This window comes from Pontixanthobacter aquaemixtae, from assembly GCF_009827395.1.
Classification (GTDB): Bacteria; Pseudomonadota; Alphaproteobacteria; order Sphingomonadales; family Sphingomonadaceae; genus Pontixanthobacter; species Pontixanthobacter aquaemixtae.
This window is the reverse complement of record NZ_WTYX01000001.1, coordinates 249,702-264,618: the sequence shown is the minus strand read 5'-3', so window position 1 is coordinate 264,618 and position 14,917 is coordinate 249,702. Positions and strand designations below refer to the sequence as shown.

Here is a 14,917-nt window from a genome sequence, read left to right as displayed (position 1 = left end):
CACGATGAAAATCGCAATGGTTGGATCGGGCTATGTCGGCCTCGTGTCTGGCGCATGTTTCGCCGATTTCGGGCACGATGTTGTTTGTATCGACAAGGACCAATCGAAGATCGACCGCCTTCACGAAGGCGTGATGCCGATTTATGAGCCCGGTTTGGCGGAATTGGTCGGCGCAAATGTGCAGGCAGGCCGGCTGACTTTTACCACCGATCTGGCCGAAGGAATCAAGGACGCGCAGGCAATCTTTATCGCTGTTGGCACACCAAGCCGTCGCGGTGACGGCCACGCCGACCTGTCATTTGTCTATGCAGTGGCCAAGGAAGTGGGCGAGAACCTTGCCAATGATGCGGTGGTGGTCACCAAATCGACCGTGCCGGTCGGAACGGGCGACGAAGTCGAACGCATTTTGGGCGACAGCGGTACCGCGCATCAGTTTGCGGTCGTCTCCAACCCCGAATTCTTGCGCGAAGGCGCTGCAATCGGGGACTTTAAACGCCCTGACCGCATCGTCATCGGCACCGAAAGCGATTTCGGGCGGGAAATCATGCGTGAAGTATATCGCCCGCTTTTCCTCAACGAATCGCCAATCCTGTTCACCAGCCGCCGCAGCGCAGAGCTGATCAAATATGCCGCCAATGCGTTCCTTGCGACCAAGATCACTTTCATCAACGAAATGGCCGATCTGTGCGAAAAAGTCGGCGCCGATGTGCAGGATGTGAGCCGCGGTATCGGCAGCGACAACCGGATTGGCGCAAAATTTCTGCATGCCGGGCCCGGCTATGGCGGCTCGTGCTTCCCCAAAGATACGCTCGCATTGCTCAAGACGGCAGAAGATTATGAAAGCCCGGTCCGCATTGTCGAAGCAGTGGTCAAAACCAACGATACCCGCAAGCGCGCGATGGGCCGCAAGGTGGTTGATGCGCTTGGCGGGTCGAAGAAGGCGCGCGGCAAGAAAGTCGCGCTGCTGGGCCTGACGTTCAAACCCAATACCGACGATATGCGCGACAGCCCCGCCATCGCCATCGCGCAAACGCTGCACGATGCGGGTGTGAAAGTGGCCGCCTACGATCCCGAGGGTATGGAAATCGCCGCCCCGCTGATGCCCGAGGTTTCGATGATGGAAAATCCCTATGCCGCCATTGAAGGCGCCGACGCGATTGCCATCGTAACCGAATGGGATGCATTCCGCGCGCTAGACCTGAACCGTGTGAAAGAGCTGGCAAATGCTCCGGTGCTGGTCGATCTGCGCAATATCTATCAGCCGGGCGATGTCCGCGCGGCAGGGTTTGAATATTCAAGCATTGGCCGGGCTTAATTTGAAATCTGCAAAATCGGGCCGTTTCATGTCCATCTGAAACCGGCTGAACTGCCAAGGATAGGATGCAACGCGGCCTTGCGGGTCGAAGTACCAGCTGTCGCAGCCCGATACCCAAATCGTGCCGTGCATCGCTTCGCGTAGCTCTTTGTTGTAAGCATCGGTCACATCTGCTCGGGGTTCTACGGCCAAGCCCTCGCGCGCTTTCGCGATTAGCGAGACAACAAATTGCGCCTGATGTTCTGCGGTCATCAGGTATGAGAAATTGCCGATCGGACTGTTGGGGCCGCCGATCATGAACCAGTTGGGAAATCCCGGGACCGCGACAGAGCGATAGGCATAGTTGCCTTCGGCCCATTCTTCGGACAGCACCCGTCCGCCACGCCCGACTATGCGCATGGGATGACACAGGCTGTGGGCATGGAAACCGGTTGCAAAGATCAGATAGTCCAATTCTTGCAGCGTGCCGTCGGCCATGCGAACGCCCTCCGGCTCTATCCGCTTGATCGCGCCGGTTTCCAAAGCCGCATCGGGCCGCTGGATCGCCTCGTAGAAACTGTCCGATAGCACCAGCCGCTTGCATCCCACCTTGTAATCGGGGGTCAGCTTGGCCCGCAATTGCGGATCGGTGATGCTCGTCTGCAAATTCTCTTCGCATGCATCGACCATCTGAGCATAGGCTTCCGGATTGTGGCCCGAAACGGCATCGCCAAACACGTCGTTAAACCGGCCCGCGAGATAATGGTAATAGCTGTCCATGCTGGCCGGATCGTCGCGGAATTCCTGCCGCTTTTCCTCGCTGATCGGATGATTGGGCAGCGGCATGATCCATTGCGGCGTGCGCTGGAACAGTGTGAGCGAACCGGCAATCCCGGCCAGAGCGGAAGTGATTTGCGTGCCGGTTGAACCGCTGCCAATGATGCCGACGCGCTTTCCCGAGACATCGGTACCCTCGTCCCACGCCGCAGAATGGCAGGAACGGCCGGCAAAGCTGTCGATCCCCTCAATTTCTGGCATTTTGGGATGATGCAGCGCGCCGCTGGCGGAAATGACCGCATCGAAGCGCCCTTGCGGTCCTTTGCTGGTGGTCACATCCCAGCCGCCATCGCAATAGGATGCTTCGGTCACTTCATGGCCGTAGGCAATCTTGTCTGCAGCGCCGATTTTCCGCGCGATATCGCGCATATAGTCTTGGATTTCCGCGCCGGGGGAACAACGCCGCGTCCATTCCGAATTGGGCGCGAAGGTGAACCGATAAAGATGCGAAGGCACATCGCAAGCGACGCCGGGATAACGGTTGTCGCGCCAGGTACCGCCCAGATCGTCATGCTTTTCAAACAGGGTGAAATCATCGATCCCCGCTTGCCGCAGATAGTATGCCGCGGCGAGCCCCGACGCGCCCGATCCGATGATCGCAACGCGCATCAGCGTGTTCCCTCATACAGCCATTTCGCCACCCACACTGCAATCACCGCACCTACAAACTGCGCCAATACGAACCCGCCCACATCCACCGGTGCGATGCCGGCAAAAGTGTTGCTGAGGCTGCGCGCAACGGTAATTGCCGGGTTCGCGAAACTGGTGGAGGAAGTGAACCAATAGGCAGCGCTGATATACAGCCCGACGCTGGCGGGGACCCACGCCTTGTTGACCTTGATCGTGCCCAGTATCGTCAGCACCAGGCCGAATGTTGCAATCGCTTCACCCAGCCATTGCCCCGCGCCGGTCCGCGGCTTGATCGAATATTGCATCAGCGGTTGGTCGAACATTGCATGCGCCGCCCATACACCGATGATACCTGCGGCCAACTGGACCGCTACGAAAAGCAGAGCTTCTTTTGTCGCGATCTCACCGCGCAGCCGGAAGGCCAGCGTCACCGCCGGATTGAAATGCGCCCCCGATATCGGACCCAGCATTGCGATAAGGACCGCCAGTATTGCACCGGTCGCCAGCGTATTGCCGAGCAGCGCAATCGCCACATTCCCGCCGGCGAGTGTTTCGGCCATAATCCCCGACCCGATAACGCAAGCGAATAGAAAGAAGCTGCCAATCGCTTCCGCCAGAAGTCTACGTCTCATCAAGTCCCCCACTGTCATCCAGATTGGCTCGGGATAGTGGGGGTTCGTCTTGGAACAAAGCCCAAATTTGATTTGGCGGTTACTCGCCGCCAATATCTTCCAGCGTTTCGCCCGGCGACAGAATGTAGCGCCAAATGCATGCACCGATTATCGCGCCAACGATTGGCGCAACCCAGAACAGCCACAGCTGGCCCGTGGCACCAGTTTCGGCAAAAAACGCCACGCCGGTCGAGCGCGCCGGATTGACCGAAGTGTTGGTCACCGGGATCGAAACCAGATGGATAAGCGTCAGCGCCAAGCCAATAGAAATCGGGGCGAAACCGCCCGGCACCGCTTTTGAAGTAGAGCCGAGAATCACGATCAGGAAACCGGCGGTCAGGATGATTTCGATCAGCAGCGCCGCTTGCATCGAGTAGCCATGCGGCGAAAGGTCGCCAAATCCATTCGACGCGAAGCCGCCTGGTGACCAACCATCCACGCCCGATGCAATTGCATAAAGTGCGAAACCGGCCGCAAATGCGCCAAAAACCTGCGCCACAGCGTAGCCGGGCAGATCTTTCCAAGCGAACCGACCAGCCATAGCCAGACCGACCGATACCGCCGGGTTGAAGTGCCCGCCCGAAATCCCGCCGACAGCATATGCCATGGTTAGAACTGTCAGACCGAATGCCAGCGCAACGCCCGCATAGGCGATCCCAAGATCAGGAATACCAGCAGCCAGGACAGCCGCCCCGCAGCCGCCAAAGACCAACCAGAATGTGCCGAAAGCCTCGGCGCTCAATTTGCGTATCATATGTCTTTCCTCCGCTTGAATGGATGCGTTGATCGCGTCGCGTTTCGGCCGAAAATTCCGTGGGCGGCCAATTTGGCTGCCCTTGCTCTACGCGATTGCCAGGCTTTCCGATGTAAAAGTCGGTAACATGTAAAATTGCGCCACCTACGGCGGCGGGCACGGCTTGTTCGCGCCCGCAACTGCACCTAGACTTCGCGTAGTTTATATCGGGAGCCTGCCTTGCTTGATCTGGTAAATCTGCTTGCCAACATCTTCATTTTCGCTGTCGGCGTTCTGTTGGTGATATTGGCGGTGCTCTACGTCATCGACCGGGCTCAAACGCAGGATGCCGTGCGCCGCAATTACCCCGTCATCGGGCGGCTGCGTTCCATTTTCAGCGAGCTGGGCGAATTCTTCCGCCAATATTTCTTTGCGATGGACCGCGAGGAAATGCCTTTCAACCGGGCGCAGCGCGAATGGGTCTATCGCGCCGCCAAGGGCAAAGGGAACACCGTGGCGTTTGGCTCGACCCGCAATCTCGATTCCGTGGGTACACCCATTTTCGTCAACGATCCGTGGCCAACACTGGACAGCGACACGGTCGCTGCCCCGCCGCTGCAGATCGGCCCGCATTGCGCGAAACCCTATGACGCCCCCTCGCTGTTCAACGTTTCGGCGATGAGTTTCGGGGCCATTTCGGCCCCTGCTGTACGCGCGCTGTCGAAGGGAGCACAGATTTCCGGATGCTGGCTGAATACCGGCGAAGGCGGTTTGGCGCCGCATCATCTTGAAGGGGGCTGCGATATCGTCTTCCAGTTCGGCACGGCCAAATATGGCGTGCGCAATGCCGATGGCGGCTTGTCCGATGAAAAGCTGCGCGAAGTGGCGGCGCATGAACAGGTCAGAATGATCGAACTGAAGCTCTCGCAAGGGGCGAAACCGGGGAAAGGCGGCATTTTGCCCGGCGCGAAAGTGACCAGCGAAATTGCGCAAATTCGCGGCATTCCCGAGGGCGAGGATTCGATTTCCCCCAATCGCCACCCGGAGATTACCAATTGCGAAGATCTGCTCGACATGATCGCGCATATTCGCGGCGTGACCGGCAAACCGGTCGGTTTCAAAGCCGTGATCGGGACACATGCCTGGCTCGACGAGCTGTTTGACCTGATCGAGAAGCGGGGAAGCGCATCGGCGCCCGATTTCATCACGGTTGATGGCGGGGACGGCGGGACCGGCGCCGCCCCGATGCCGTTGATCGACAATGTCGGGCTGACGCTGCGCGAGGCGCTGCCCATGCTGGTCGATCTGCGCGACAGGCACGGCCTCAAGGACCGCATCCGGATCATCGCCTCGGGCAAGCTTATTACTCCCGGCGACGTTGCATGGGCGCTGTGCACCGGTGCGGATTTCATATCTTCTGCCCGCGGGTTCATGTTTGCCTTGGGATGCATTCAGGCGATGAAGTGCAACAAGAACACCTGCCCCACCGGCATTACCACGCATGACAAGCGCCTGCAGCGCGGGTTGGATCCGGCTGACAAGGCCCAACGGGTCGCGCGTTTCGTCGAGGGCATGCGCAAGGAAGTGGGCATCATCGCGCATAGCTGCGGCGTTGGCGAACCGCGCCAGCTCCGCCGCCATCACGTGCGGATTGTCTGTGCAGACGGACGCTCCCGTCCGGTCGACGAACTGTATCCGCCGGTGGCGGTCAACACACCCGCAACCGAAGGGAAAACGCCAGGAGGCCTGTAAGCCGGGTTCTGTCCTGCGCGTGGTTTCCTGACGGACCCGTCACGCAGAGGCAGCCATTCCTCTAGGCCGCATGTTGCCATGCGGCTCAAGCAGCCAACCCGGGCGATCACGGTCCGAAACAGACCTGCTGACTAGCAGCGCGCCGCCCCTATTTGGCCTTGCTCCGGGTGGGGTTTGCCATGCCGTTTCCGTTGCCGGTCACGCGGTGCGCTCTTACCGCACCCTTTCACCCTTACCCCGCAAGCGGGGCGGTTTGCTCTCTGTGGCACTGTCCCTTGACCTCGCCCCCACGCGGAGTTTGAAGCCCGGCGGGCGTTACCCGCCACCCTTGTTTCGTGGAGCCCGGACTTTCCTCGGTATCCGAAGATAACGCAGCTGCCCGGCCCCCTGGCGGATGCTTACCTAGCGGCTCCCCTGTCGCGATCAAGCAACAACTGGAACAGGATCGCGCGGATTTCTCCGTCGATCTCACCATCAATCTTGCGCGGACGCCAACGGCGCTGGAACGCTTCGACAGCCTTGTGGCCGTCGGTGATGTCATATCCATAGCGTTCAAGCGCGAGATAGAACGCCCCGTCATTGTCAAATGGATCGCCCAGTTCGATCTTCGGGACCGGCGTTGCAAGGCCATAATCGGCAAGCCTGTCCCACGGAAACAGTTCCCCGGGATCGGTTTTGCGCGCCGGGGCGACATCCGAATGCGCGATCACATTGGCCCTGGGAATGTCGTAGGTCTGCACGATCCGGTGAAGCAGCGGGATCAGCGCTTCGATCTGCGCGTCCTCGAACGGGCGATAGCCCAGCCCGTGCCCCGGATGATCGAGCTCGATCCCGATGCTGGCCGAGTTCACATCCTTTGTTCCGCGCCAATAGGAGGCGCCCGCATGCCACGCGCGCTTTTCCTCAGGTACCAGCAGTGTCACCTCGCCCTCTTCGCTGATCAGATAATGCGCGCTGACCTGCGCTTCGGGATCGCACAACCGGTCGAGAGCGGTCTCGACCGGCTTCATTTCGGTATAATGCAGCACGACCATCGAGACCGGCAATTTTCGCTCGTTGCAATTGGGCGAAAGCCGGGTGTGATGGACGAGCTCGTCTGCCATTTATCCGATCAGCCCGTCTGGTTGCGGCAATACCGCGCCCAGCACCAACGCCTTGTCACCAAGCTGATATTGCAGACCGCCGCCCGCCTTCGCCGCCAGCTGCGCGATCATATAGGCGGGTGCCGTGCGGCTGCTCAATTCGGTCTCCGGCAATTCGCCTTGCAGTGCCTGCCCGATAGTCTCGTCAAAGGCGATCTTGTCCCCCGCCGCGCGCACGACAATCTCGGTATTTCCGCCGGTCATCTCTGCGCCGATGTCCAGCGTCCCGCCGCGCACCAGCGCATCGAGCGCGATGTGCGCGAGATTGAGCAGAACTTTCACCGCATCCTTGGGCAGTTTCACCGCATCCATCGACCAATTGGCTTCAACCCGTTTGGCATCGCCGATCAGCGCATCGATCACTGCCTTGGGTTCGGCCACTTCCACCATTTCGCCAAAGCCGCCCGCGGCGCCGAAGGCGAGGCGGAAGAATTTGAGCTTGTCCGTGCTTGTCTTGGCGCTTTGCACAAGCAATTCCATACATTGCTGCCGCATCGCCGGATCGTTTTCGTCAGCAAGCAGTTCCAGCCCGTTGCTCATCGCGCCAACCGGGCTGAGCAAATCATGGCACAGCCGCGAACACAGCAAAGCGGCGAGATCGGGTGAAGGGGTGTCGTTCATCGGGTTTCAGCAATTCCTGAACAGATTGGGAGACATGGACCACATGGACCACTGTCTAAAGGAAAAAATCTTGGGGCGCACTCTAACACGCGTTGGGCGGCATCGAAACGCAAAATTGGGCTGTGGGTGCGGGGTTCCATGCGCGCATCTTTACGGATCGGTGACCGAGTAGGAAAGCGGTTTGAAACCGTCCGGCTGGTCGAGCCAGAACCGGATCTCGCCACGGCCAATGATCGCCCAGATTTTCCCGTCGCCAGCGGCCGATGCCTGATCGGTCCTGGACGGTTCGGGCGGACCCTTGGGGTGCGAGTGGTAATAGCCGACAATCTTTGGCCCGCCTTCCCGCTCAGCCTTATGGGCCGCGATCAGAGCGGCGGGTTCGATTTCGAAATGCGTTGCGGGTGCTGGGTGGACGTTTTGTGTGGGTTGGATGTGCGTGATGGTCTCGTTTTCGCCAAACAGGATACCGCAGCATTCGTTTGGTTGGGCGTTAGAAGCCTCAATTCCCAATGTTTCAACAAGATCTGCCTTAATCTTCATCGTCATTCCCGCGGTTGCGTAGCAGACCGTTCAGGTCAATGCGGGAATCCAGCTATTCTGCAAGCGAATATCTCATTAAGCTGGATTCCCGCTTTCGCGGGAATGACGAGACAGGGTACGGAGCTAGTGTGGCAGAATCGCAAACCCTAACCGGCACCCTCGCCCTTTCCGGCCGCCTGGATAAGGCGTTGGCCGAGGCATCGGCCCTTTCGCGCGAGCGGGTTAAGGCGCTCATGGCCGATGGCGCGGTCACCGTCGACAGCACACCCGCGACCAATCCCTCCGCCAAGGCAAAAGCTGGCAGCGCTTTTTCGATCACGGTTCCGCCCGCCGCCGAAGCAGAGGCGCAGCCGCAGGATATCCCGATCGATATCGCGTTCGAGGACGAGCATCTGATTGTCGTCAACAAGCTCGCCGGTATGGTCGTGCACCCTGCCGCCGGAAATCCTGACGGCACGCTGGTCAATGCGCTGCTCCACCATTGCAAAGGCCAATTATCCGGAATCGGCGGTGTTGCACGCCCGGGCATCGTTCACCGGATCGATAAGGATACTTCTGGTTTGCTGGTTGTAGCAAAATCTACTGCCGCGCATGAAGGGCTGGCAGCGCAATTTGCTGACCATTCGATCAGACGCCGTTATCTCGCCATTTGTGGCGGCCACCCCAATCCCGCCAGCGGAACGATCAGAACCCGCATCGGAAGATCGGATAGTAACCGCAAAAAGATGGCGGTTCTGCCCGATACATCGGCGCGCGGGAAACATGCCATTACGCATTACAAAATATTAGAAAAACTTAATCATTGCAGTCTGATAGAGTGCCGTCTGGAAACCGGGCGGACGCACCAGATACGGGTTCACCTTGGGTCAATCGGCCATACGCTATTAGGGGATCCGATATATGGACGTACACCAGCCAAATTGAGAGCGGTTTTGAAGGAATTGGGCTTTACCCGGCAGGCGCTGCACGCGGCATCTTTGGGTTTTGACCATCCCCTGACGGGCGAAAAAGTCACGCTTGAGGCCGAAATTCCGGCCGATATGCGGGAACTAATCGACCAAACCGCTCGTTCTGATCGATGAATAACACTGCAAAACGCGAAATGTGCGTCTATATGTAACCAAGCGACCCGAAATCGCGGATGCCCATCAGGGGTCCACGAGCATGAGGTTGGCGAAGAAAGGTTAGGGAAATGAGTAACGTAACGACCAAAGTCCCCGCGCTGGGCGGCGAGCAGAGCCTCAACCGCTATCTCGCGGAAATCAAGAAATTCCCCGTATTGACCGCCGAGCAGGAATATATGCTCGCCAAGCGTTATGCGGAGCATGAAGACCCCGAAGCAGCTGCACAATTGGTGACCAGTCACCTGCGTCTCGTCGCGAAAATCGCGATGGGTTATCGCGGCTACGGGCTCCCCGTTTCTGACCTCATTTCAGAGGGCAATGTCGGGTTGATGCAGGGCGTCAAGAAATTCGAGCCGGAGCGCGGCTTCCGCCTCGCCACCTATGCAATGTGGTGGATCAAGGCGAGCATGCAGGAATTTATCCTGCGCAGCTGGAGCCTGGTCAAAATGGGCACCACTGCGGCGCAGAAAAAGCTGTTCTTCAACCTTCGCCGGATGAAGAAAGAGCTGGAAGCTTACGAAGACAGCGACCTGCATCCCGATGATGTGACCGAAATCGCGACCACGCTGGGCGTGGCCGAGCAGGAAGTCATCAATATGAACCGCCGGATGATGATGGGTGGCGATGGCTCGCTCAACACCAAGATGCGCGGTGACGAAGGCGAAAGCGGCCAGTGGCAGGATTGGCTGGTCGATGACGGGCCGCTGCAGGATGAAACCGTGGCTGACGCCGAAGAGGCTGAAGTGCGGCACGAAATGCTGGGCGAGGCGATGGAAAGTCTGAATGACCGCGAGAAGCACATTCTGACCGAACGCCGCCTGACCGAAAACCCGCAAACGCTCGAAGAGCTGTCGCAGGTTTACGACGTCAGCCGCGAACGCATCCGCCAAATCGAGGTGCGCGCGTTTGAAAAGCTGCAAAAAGCAATGAAAGCGATTGCCGGCGAACGGTTTATGCCGAACCCGGTGTAGACGCTCGCATAACAATCACCGAGGCCCCGCCGGTAGCAATACCGGCGGGGTTTTTCTTTGCCGTTTGCCGGCGGCGGTCGCTGGGAGTGATTTGCCATCCCTCCCTATTGCTTCGCGACGGGGAGGAATTAAGGAAGGCATATGACCCGCATCCTCAAAATCCTCGCCAAGATCGTGCTGTGGTTTGTCGGCCTCAGCCTGGTTTTGGTGTTGCTGCTTAAATTCGTTCCGCCGCCCGTTACCGCGACGATGCTGATGGACGAAAACGGGATTACCAAGGACTGGGAGCCGCTTTCGAACATTGATCGCAATCTGGTGCGCGCGGTGATTGCTGCGGAGGACGGCAAATTCTGCAGCCATGACGGGTTTGACCGCGAGGCGATCGAGAAAGCGATCGAGCGTAATGCGAAAGGCGGGCGTATCCGTGGCGGCTCCACCATCAGCCAGCAGACCGCCAAGAACGTGTTTCTGTGGCAAGGTGGCGGATATGTCCGCAAAGGTTTCGAGGCGTGGTTTACTTTCCTGATCGAAAATATCTGGGGCAAGCGGCGGATCATGGAAGTCTATCTCAATGTCGCGGAGACCGGCATCGGCACATATGGCGCTGAATCGGGGGCGCAGCGATATTTCAACCATTCCGCCGCGCAATTGAGCCCGAGCGAGGCCGCACGCATGGCCGCCGCGCTGCCTTTGCCCAAGAAGCGTTCGGTCACCAACCCGACCGGCTTCATGCGCCGCTATGGCAATACAATTGCAGCGCGGATCGGCGTGGTGAGCCGCGACGGGCTCGACGCCTGCGTATACCACTGAGCCGATCTTAAACGGTCCCCTTCGTGAAATCCTGCGCAATCACAAATGCTTGCATCGCCCGGGCATAACGTTATGTTGTACCATTACATTGTCGTGTTATTCTATATCATATTGAATTTATTTGCTTTTCTTATTTGCCAATGGTTTGACGCCTTGTTCACACAGCGGCGAATCGTCGCCGGATAACGGGTTTGCAGTGGGGTAGAGTTTGGGGCACGCGCATTCACATGATGGCCACGACCATGGGCACGGGCATGGACACGCGCATTCGCACGCGCCCGCCGACTTTGGCCGCGCTTTTGCCATTGGCATCGTCCTCAACACCGCATTCGTCATTGTCGAGGCAACCTATGGGTTTCTCTCCGGCTCGATGGCGCTGGTGGCGGATGCGGGCCACAATCTATCCGATGTGCTCGCCCTGCTCCTCGCATGGGGAGCCAGCATCGCCGCCAAGCGCGCGCCGACGGATCGCTTCACCTATGGATTCAAAAGCTCGACCATCCTCGCCGCCATCGCCAATGCGGGATTGCTGCTGATCGCGATTGGCGCGATCCTGTACGAGACGATCCACCGCATCGCCGAACCCGCCCCGGTAGAAGGGATGACAGTGGTTATCGTTGCCAGCATCGGCATATTGATCAATGCCGGCACGGCGATGCTGTTCATGAAAGGCAGGAAGGACGACCTCAATATCCGCGGCGCCTATCTGCATATGGCCGCCGATGCGCTGGTTTCGGCGGGCGTTGTGCTGGCCGGCCTCGCGATCCTGTGGACCGGCGCGAGCTGGATCGACCCGGTCACCAGCCTGGTCATCGTTGCCGTGATCGCCTGGGGCACTTGGGGCCTGCTGAAAGACAGTGTGAAGATGGGCATGCTCGGCGTTCCTGAGGGCGTTTCAGAGGCCGAAGTGCGCAGCTACCTTTCCAGCCTTGGCGGTGTCGAAGAGGTTCACGAGCTCCACATCTGGCCAATGAGTACCACCGAAACCGCGCTGACCGCGCATCTGGTTATGCCCGCCGGCCATCCCGGCGATGCGTTTCTCAATGAAATCGCGCATGAGCTGGAGCATCATCACCGCATCCACCACGCGACGGTCCAGATCGAACTGAGCCGCGAATGCGCACTGCATGGGAAGGGCTGCGGGGCCTAATCAATACGGAGTTAACGAGAGAACGCCAAATTGGCGCCTTGGGACCATATCTTGGCCAGAGCAGGCCGCTAAATCCGAGACTTCGCCCAGCGGGACAGCATCCACAGGACCGATGCCTGGCTAGCCAGAAGTGTCGCCGAAACAAGATACAGGCCCACCGAAGGATCGCCGTTCACCATGTCTGGCGAAAGCGCGATCAGAAGCACAATCATCGTGACAAGAATAATGCTAAACATCACCGGTAATAGCCACGCCATCACTGCGCGGCGTTCCATGCGGGTTGCACGGCCTTTCCAGTCATAATGGGCAGGCAGCTTGTCAAACCGGGCATAAGTGGAGTTGGTCCACCAGCCTGACAGCAGCAGCAACAGGATAGAGGCCACTGCAACGGCGAGTGATGCCGTGCTGGGCCCCACCCCAACCGCCATTAGGCAGCTTCGTCCTTCTTCGCATTTTCGCCGCCGACAACGCGGATCGGATCCTTGTTCCCTTCGACCACGTCCTTGTCGATCACGATTTCGGTCACGCCTTCCATATCGGGCAGATCGAACATCGTATCGAGCAGAATGCCTTCGACGATTGACCGCAATCCGCGTGCGCCGGTTTTGCGTTCGATCGCTTTTTGCGCGATGGTTTCCAGCGCGTCTTGCTGGAATGTCAAAGCGACATCTTCCAGCTCGAACAGTTTCATATATTGTTTCGCCAGCGCGTTTTTCGGCTCGCTGAGGATTTCCACCAGCGCATCGATATCCAGATCGCGCAGAGTGGCGATAACCGGCAGACGACCGACAAATTCGGGGATCAGGCCAAATTTCAGCAGATCTTCCGGCTCGCATTTCTCCAGCAGTTCGCCGATGCGGCGTTTGTCAGGATCGGCGACATGCGCGCCAAAGCCGATGCTGCGCTTTTGCAGACGGTCGGCGATGACTTTCTCAAGCCCCGCAAACGCACCGCCGCAGATGAACAGGATATTGGTCGTATCGACTTGCAGGAATTCCTGCTGCGGATGCTTGCGGCCGCCCTGCGGCGGAACCGAGGCAGTGGTACCTTCCATCAGCTTGAGCAGCGCCTGCTGCACGCCCTCACCCGATACGTCGCGCGTGATCGAGGGGTTTTCCGCCTTGCGTGTGATCTTGTCGATCTCGTCAATATAGACGATGCCGTGCTGCGCCTTGTCGACATTGTAATCGGACGCTTGCAGCAGCTTCAGAATGATATTCTCGACATCTTCACCGACATAGCCCGCTTCGGTCAGCGTCGTTGCATCGGCCATTGTGAAAGGCACATCGAAAGTCCGCGCCAAAGTCTGCGCGAGCAACGTCTTACCGCAACCGGTCGGACCAACCAGCAGGATGTTGGACTTGGCCAGTTCAACCTCGCCCGCTTTGCCGCCATGCTTCAAACGCTTATAGTGGTTGTGCACGGCAACAGAGAGAACGCGCTTGGCGCGGTCCTGACCGATCACATAGTCATTGAGCGTCGAAAAAATATCCATCGGGGTCGGGACATCGCCTTCGCCCTTGCCGGCGATTCCGGCTTTTGCTTCTTCGCGGATGATATCGTTGCACAGCTCCACGCATTCATCGCAAATGAACACGGTCGGGCCAGCAATCAGCTTGCGCACTTCGTGCTGGGACTTGCCGCAGAAGCTGCAATACAAAGTAGATTTAGAGTCGGTTCCGCTCAATTTCGTCATATCCCGTCTTCCAAAATCCGCGCACAATCACCGTTCGCACGTGGTTTTGACCGACTCTAAGGCCGGATTATTGATAATCAACCAGCCATTGCTAGCAGGTGCCAGTTACAGCCTGCTGAAGCGACAAGGTTGCTGAAATGCTACAGTTAACGTCCCGAAGGGGTACATTTACCGGGCATATTGTGGGCAAACTATGGCCCATCCAAGGGCCAAGCAAGCGTGGATTACTTCGGCGCGCCGCCCGATCCATCGGCGTCATCGCCGGATTCGTCGGTTTCGGGGCGCGTTTCAAATACCTTGTCGACCAGACCGAATTTCATCGCTTCTTCGGCCTCGAGGAACGTATCGCGATCCATCGCCTTTTCGATCTCGGACAATTTCTTGCCGGTATATTTGACGTAAAGCGCGTTCATGCTCTTCTTGATCCGCAGGATCTCGCGCGCCTGAATCTCGATATCGGACGCCATGCCGCGTGCACCGCCCGATGGCTGGTGAATCATGATCCGGCTGTTGGGCAATGCAACGCGCATGCCCGGTTCACCGGCTGCGAGCAGGAAGCTGCCCATCGACGCTGCCTGACCGATGCAAACGGTTGAAACGCGCGGCTTGATATATTGCATGGTGTCGTGGATCGCCATGCCCGCAGTCACCACCCCGCCGGGCGAATTGATATACATCGAAATCGGCTTGGAAGGGTTTTCGCTTTCAAGGAACAGCAATTGCGCGGTGATGATCGATGCCATCCCGTCTTCAACCTGACCGGTCACGAAAACGATCCGTTCGCGCAGCAGGCGGCTGAAAATATCGAAGCTGCGTTCGCCGCGCGTGGTTTGTTCGACCACCACCGGCACCATCGCGCCGGTTACCGGATCACGGGTAAATTGGCCTTGAGAGCCATAAGTGTCGCCGAGCTGTTGTGAGACGTCGATCATGATCTTCCTAACCT

Annotated in this window: 14 protein-coding genes, 1 other RNA gene and 1 pseudogene; 6 read left to right on the top strand and 10 right to left on the bottom strand. The window is 58.5% G+C overall.

Translation table 11 applies throughout. The annotated features are described in order from the left end of the window. Positions 1-4: 4 nt before the first annotated feature. Positions 5-1,315 (top strand): UDP-glucose dehydrogenase family protein, encoded by a 1,311-nt coding sequence (locus GRI41_RS01260; RefSeq protein WP_160602837.1) that lies wholly within the window; start codon positions 5-7, stop codon positions 1,313-1,315. Here the strand turns inward: GRI41_RS01260 and GRI41_RS01255 are convergent. From GRI41_RS01255 to aqpZ, 3 genes are all read right to left on the bottom strand, one after another. Beyond that, positions 1,295-2,740 (bottom strand): flavin-containing monooxygenase, encoded by a 1,446-nt coding sequence (locus tag GRI41_RS01255; RefSeq protein ID WP_160602836.1) that lies wholly within the window; start codon positions 2,738-2,740, stop codon positions 1,295-1,297. The two genes, GRI41_RS01260 and GRI41_RS01255, sit on opposite strands and share 21 nt — an antisense overlap. Then, positions 2,740-3,393 carry an aquaporin gene (locus tag GRI41_RS01250; RefSeq protein ID WP_202388628.1) on the bottom strand — a complete coding sequence of 218 codons (654 nt, stop codon included), beginning with the start codon at positions 3,391-3,393 and terminating at the stop codon, positions 2,740-2,742. The genes GRI41_RS01255 and GRI41_RS01250 overlap by 1 nt, the downstream gene beginning before the upstream one ends. A 79-nt stretch (positions 3,394-3,472) precedes the next feature. Further along, positions 3,473-4,186 carry an aquaporin Z gene (gene aqpZ / locus GRI41_RS01245; RefSeq protein WP_160602834.1) on the bottom strand — a complete coding sequence of 238 codons (714 nt, stop codon included), beginning with the start codon at positions 4,184-4,186 and terminating at the stop codon, positions 3,473-3,475. A 414-nt stretch (positions 4,187-4,600) separates the two neighbouring features. Here aqpZ and GRI41_RS14495 point away from each other — a divergent pair. Further along, positions 4,601-5,716, top strand: a pseudogene (locus GRI41_RS14495) (FMN-binding glutamate synthase family protein); the annotation flags it as partial. 182 nt (positions 5,717-5,898) lie between these two features. Here GRI41_RS14495 and rnpB read toward each other — a convergent pair. The 4 genes from rnpB to GRI41_RS01220 all read right to left on the bottom strand — a co-directional run bounded on the left by rnpB (position 5,899) and on the right by GRI41_RS01220 (position 8,220). Beyond that, positions 5,899-6,308: RNase P RNA component class A (gene rnpB / locus GRI41_RS01235), an RNA gene on the bottom strand. A 7-nt stretch (positions 6,309-6,315) separates the two neighbouring features. Further along, on the bottom strand, positions 6,316-7,020 hold the full coding sequence (locus tag GRI41_RS01230; RefSeq protein ID WP_160602833.1) for an N-acetylmuramoyl-L-alanine amidase: 705 nt from the start codon (positions 7,018-7,020) through the stop codon (positions 6,316-6,318). Beyond that, a complete protein-coding gene (locus tag GRI41_RS01225; RefSeq protein ID WP_160602832.1) occupies positions 7,021-7,680 on the bottom strand; it encodes a histidine phosphotransferase family protein in 660 nt (219 codons plus the stop codon). Positions 7,681-7,830: 150 nt separating this feature from the next. Then, a complete protein-coding gene (locus GRI41_RS01220; RefSeq protein WP_202388627.1) occupies positions 7,831-8,220 on the bottom strand; it encodes a Mov34/MPN/PAD-1 family protein in 390 nt (129 codons plus the stop codon). A gap of 128 nt (positions 8,221-8,348) precedes the next feature. On the opposite strand from GRI41_RS01220, the gene GRI41_RS01215 reads away from it, so the two are divergent. From GRI41_RS01215 to GRI41_RS01200, 4 genes are all read left to right on the top strand, one after another. Then, on the top strand, positions 8,349-9,302 hold the full coding sequence (locus GRI41_RS01215) for an RluA family pseudouridine synthase (protein ID WP_328600494.1): 954 nt from the start codon (positions 8,349-8,351) through the stop codon (positions 9,300-9,302). A 110-nt stretch (positions 9,303-9,412) separates the two neighbouring features. Next, positions 9,413-10,315 (top strand): RNA polymerase sigma factor RpoH, encoded by a 903-nt coding sequence (gene rpoH / locus GRI41_RS01210; RefSeq protein ID WP_160602829.1) that lies wholly within the window; start codon positions 9,413-9,415, stop codon positions 10,313-10,315. A gap of 141 nt (positions 10,316-10,456) precedes the next feature. After that, on the top strand, positions 10,457-11,125 hold the full coding sequence (gene mtgA / locus GRI41_RS01205) for a monofunctional biosynthetic peptidoglycan transglycosylase (RefSeq protein ID WP_160602828.1): 669 nt from the start codon (positions 10,457-10,459) through the stop codon (positions 11,123-11,125). A 208-nt stretch (positions 11,126-11,333) separates the two neighbouring features. After that, complete coding sequence (locus GRI41_RS01200; protein ID WP_160602827.1) at positions 11,334-12,275, top strand: cation diffusion facilitator family transporter; 942 nt, start codon at positions 11,334-11,336, stop codon at positions 12,273-12,275. 68 nt (positions 12,276-12,343) lie between these two features. Here the strand turns inward: GRI41_RS01200 and GRI41_RS01195 are convergent, their stop codons facing one another. From GRI41_RS01195 to GRI41_RS01185, 3 genes are all read right to left on the bottom strand, one after another. After that, positions 12,344-12,703, bottom strand: coding sequence for a hypothetical protein (locus GRI41_RS01195; RefSeq protein WP_160602826.1), 360 nt, complete (start codon positions 12,701-12,703; stop codon positions 12,344-12,346). Continuing rightward, on the bottom strand, positions 12,703-13,971 hold the full coding sequence (gene clpX / locus GRI41_RS01190) for an ATP-dependent Clp protease ATP-binding subunit ClpX (RefSeq protein ID WP_160602825.1): 1,269 nt from the start codon (positions 13,969-13,971) through the stop codon (positions 12,703-12,705). Before clpX ends, GRI41_RS01195 begins: the two co-directional genes overlap by 1 nt. A gap of 224 nt (positions 13,972-14,195) precedes the next feature. Further along, on the bottom strand, positions 14,196-14,903 hold the full coding sequence (locus GRI41_RS01185) for an ATP-dependent Clp protease proteolytic subunit (RefSeq protein ID WP_160602824.1): 708 nt from the start codon (positions 14,901-14,903) through the stop codon (positions 14,196-14,198). Positions 14,904-14,917: the final 14 nt, after the last annotated feature.

What these genes read in the sequence shown, in the direction of transcription:
- GRI41_RS01250 (WP_202388628.1), bottom strand. Translation starts at nt 3,393, where the DNA reads ATGAGACGTAGACTTCTGGCGGAAGCGATTGGCAGCTTCTTTCTATTC.
- aqpZ (WP_160602834.1), bottom strand. Translation starts at nt 4,186, where the DNA reads ATGATACGCAAATTGAGCGCCGAGGCTTTCGGCACATTCTGGTTGGTC.
- GRI41_RS01220 (WP_202388627.1), bottom strand. Translation starts at nt 8,220, where the DNA reads ATGAAGATTAAGGCAGATCTTGTTGAAACATTGGGAATTGAGGCTTCT.
- clpX (WP_160602825.1), bottom strand. Translation starts at nt 13,971, where the DNA reads ATGACGAAATTGAGCGGAACCGACTCTAAATCTACTTTGTATTGCAGC.
- rpoH (WP_160602829.1), top strand. Translation starts at nt 9,413, where the DNA reads ATGAGTAACGTAACGACCAAAGTCCCCGCGCTGGGCGGCGAGCAGAGC.
- GRI41_RS01195 (WP_160602826.1), bottom strand. Translation starts at nt 12,703, where the DNA reads ATGGCGGTTGGGGTGGGGCCCAGCACGGCATCACTCGCCGTTGCAGTG.
- mtgA (WP_160602828.1), top strand. Translation starts at nt 10,457, where the DNA reads ATGACCCGCATCCTCAAAATCCTCGCCAAGATCGTGCTGTGGTTTGTC.
- GRI41_RS01255 (WP_160602836.1), bottom strand. Translation starts at nt 2,740, where the DNA reads ATGCGCGTTGCGATCATCGGATCGGGCGCGTCGGGGCTCGCCGCGGCA.
- GRI41_RS01260 (WP_160602837.1), top strand. Translation starts at nt 5, where the DNA reads ATGAAAATCGCAATGGTTGGATCGGGCTATGTCGGCCTCGTGTCTGGC.
- GRI41_RS01230 (WP_160602833.1), bottom strand. Translation starts at nt 7,020, where the DNA reads ATGGCAGACGAGCTCGTCCATCACACCCGGCTTTCGCCCAATTGCAAC.
- GRI41_RS01225 (WP_160602832.1), bottom strand. Translation starts at nt 7,680, where the DNA reads ATGAACGACACCCCTTCACCCGATCTCGCCGCTTTGCTGTGTTCGCGG.
- GRI41_RS01185 (WP_160602824.1), bottom strand. Translation starts at nt 14,903, where the DNA reads ATGATCGACGTCTCACAACAGCTCGGCGACACTTATGGCTCTCAAGGC.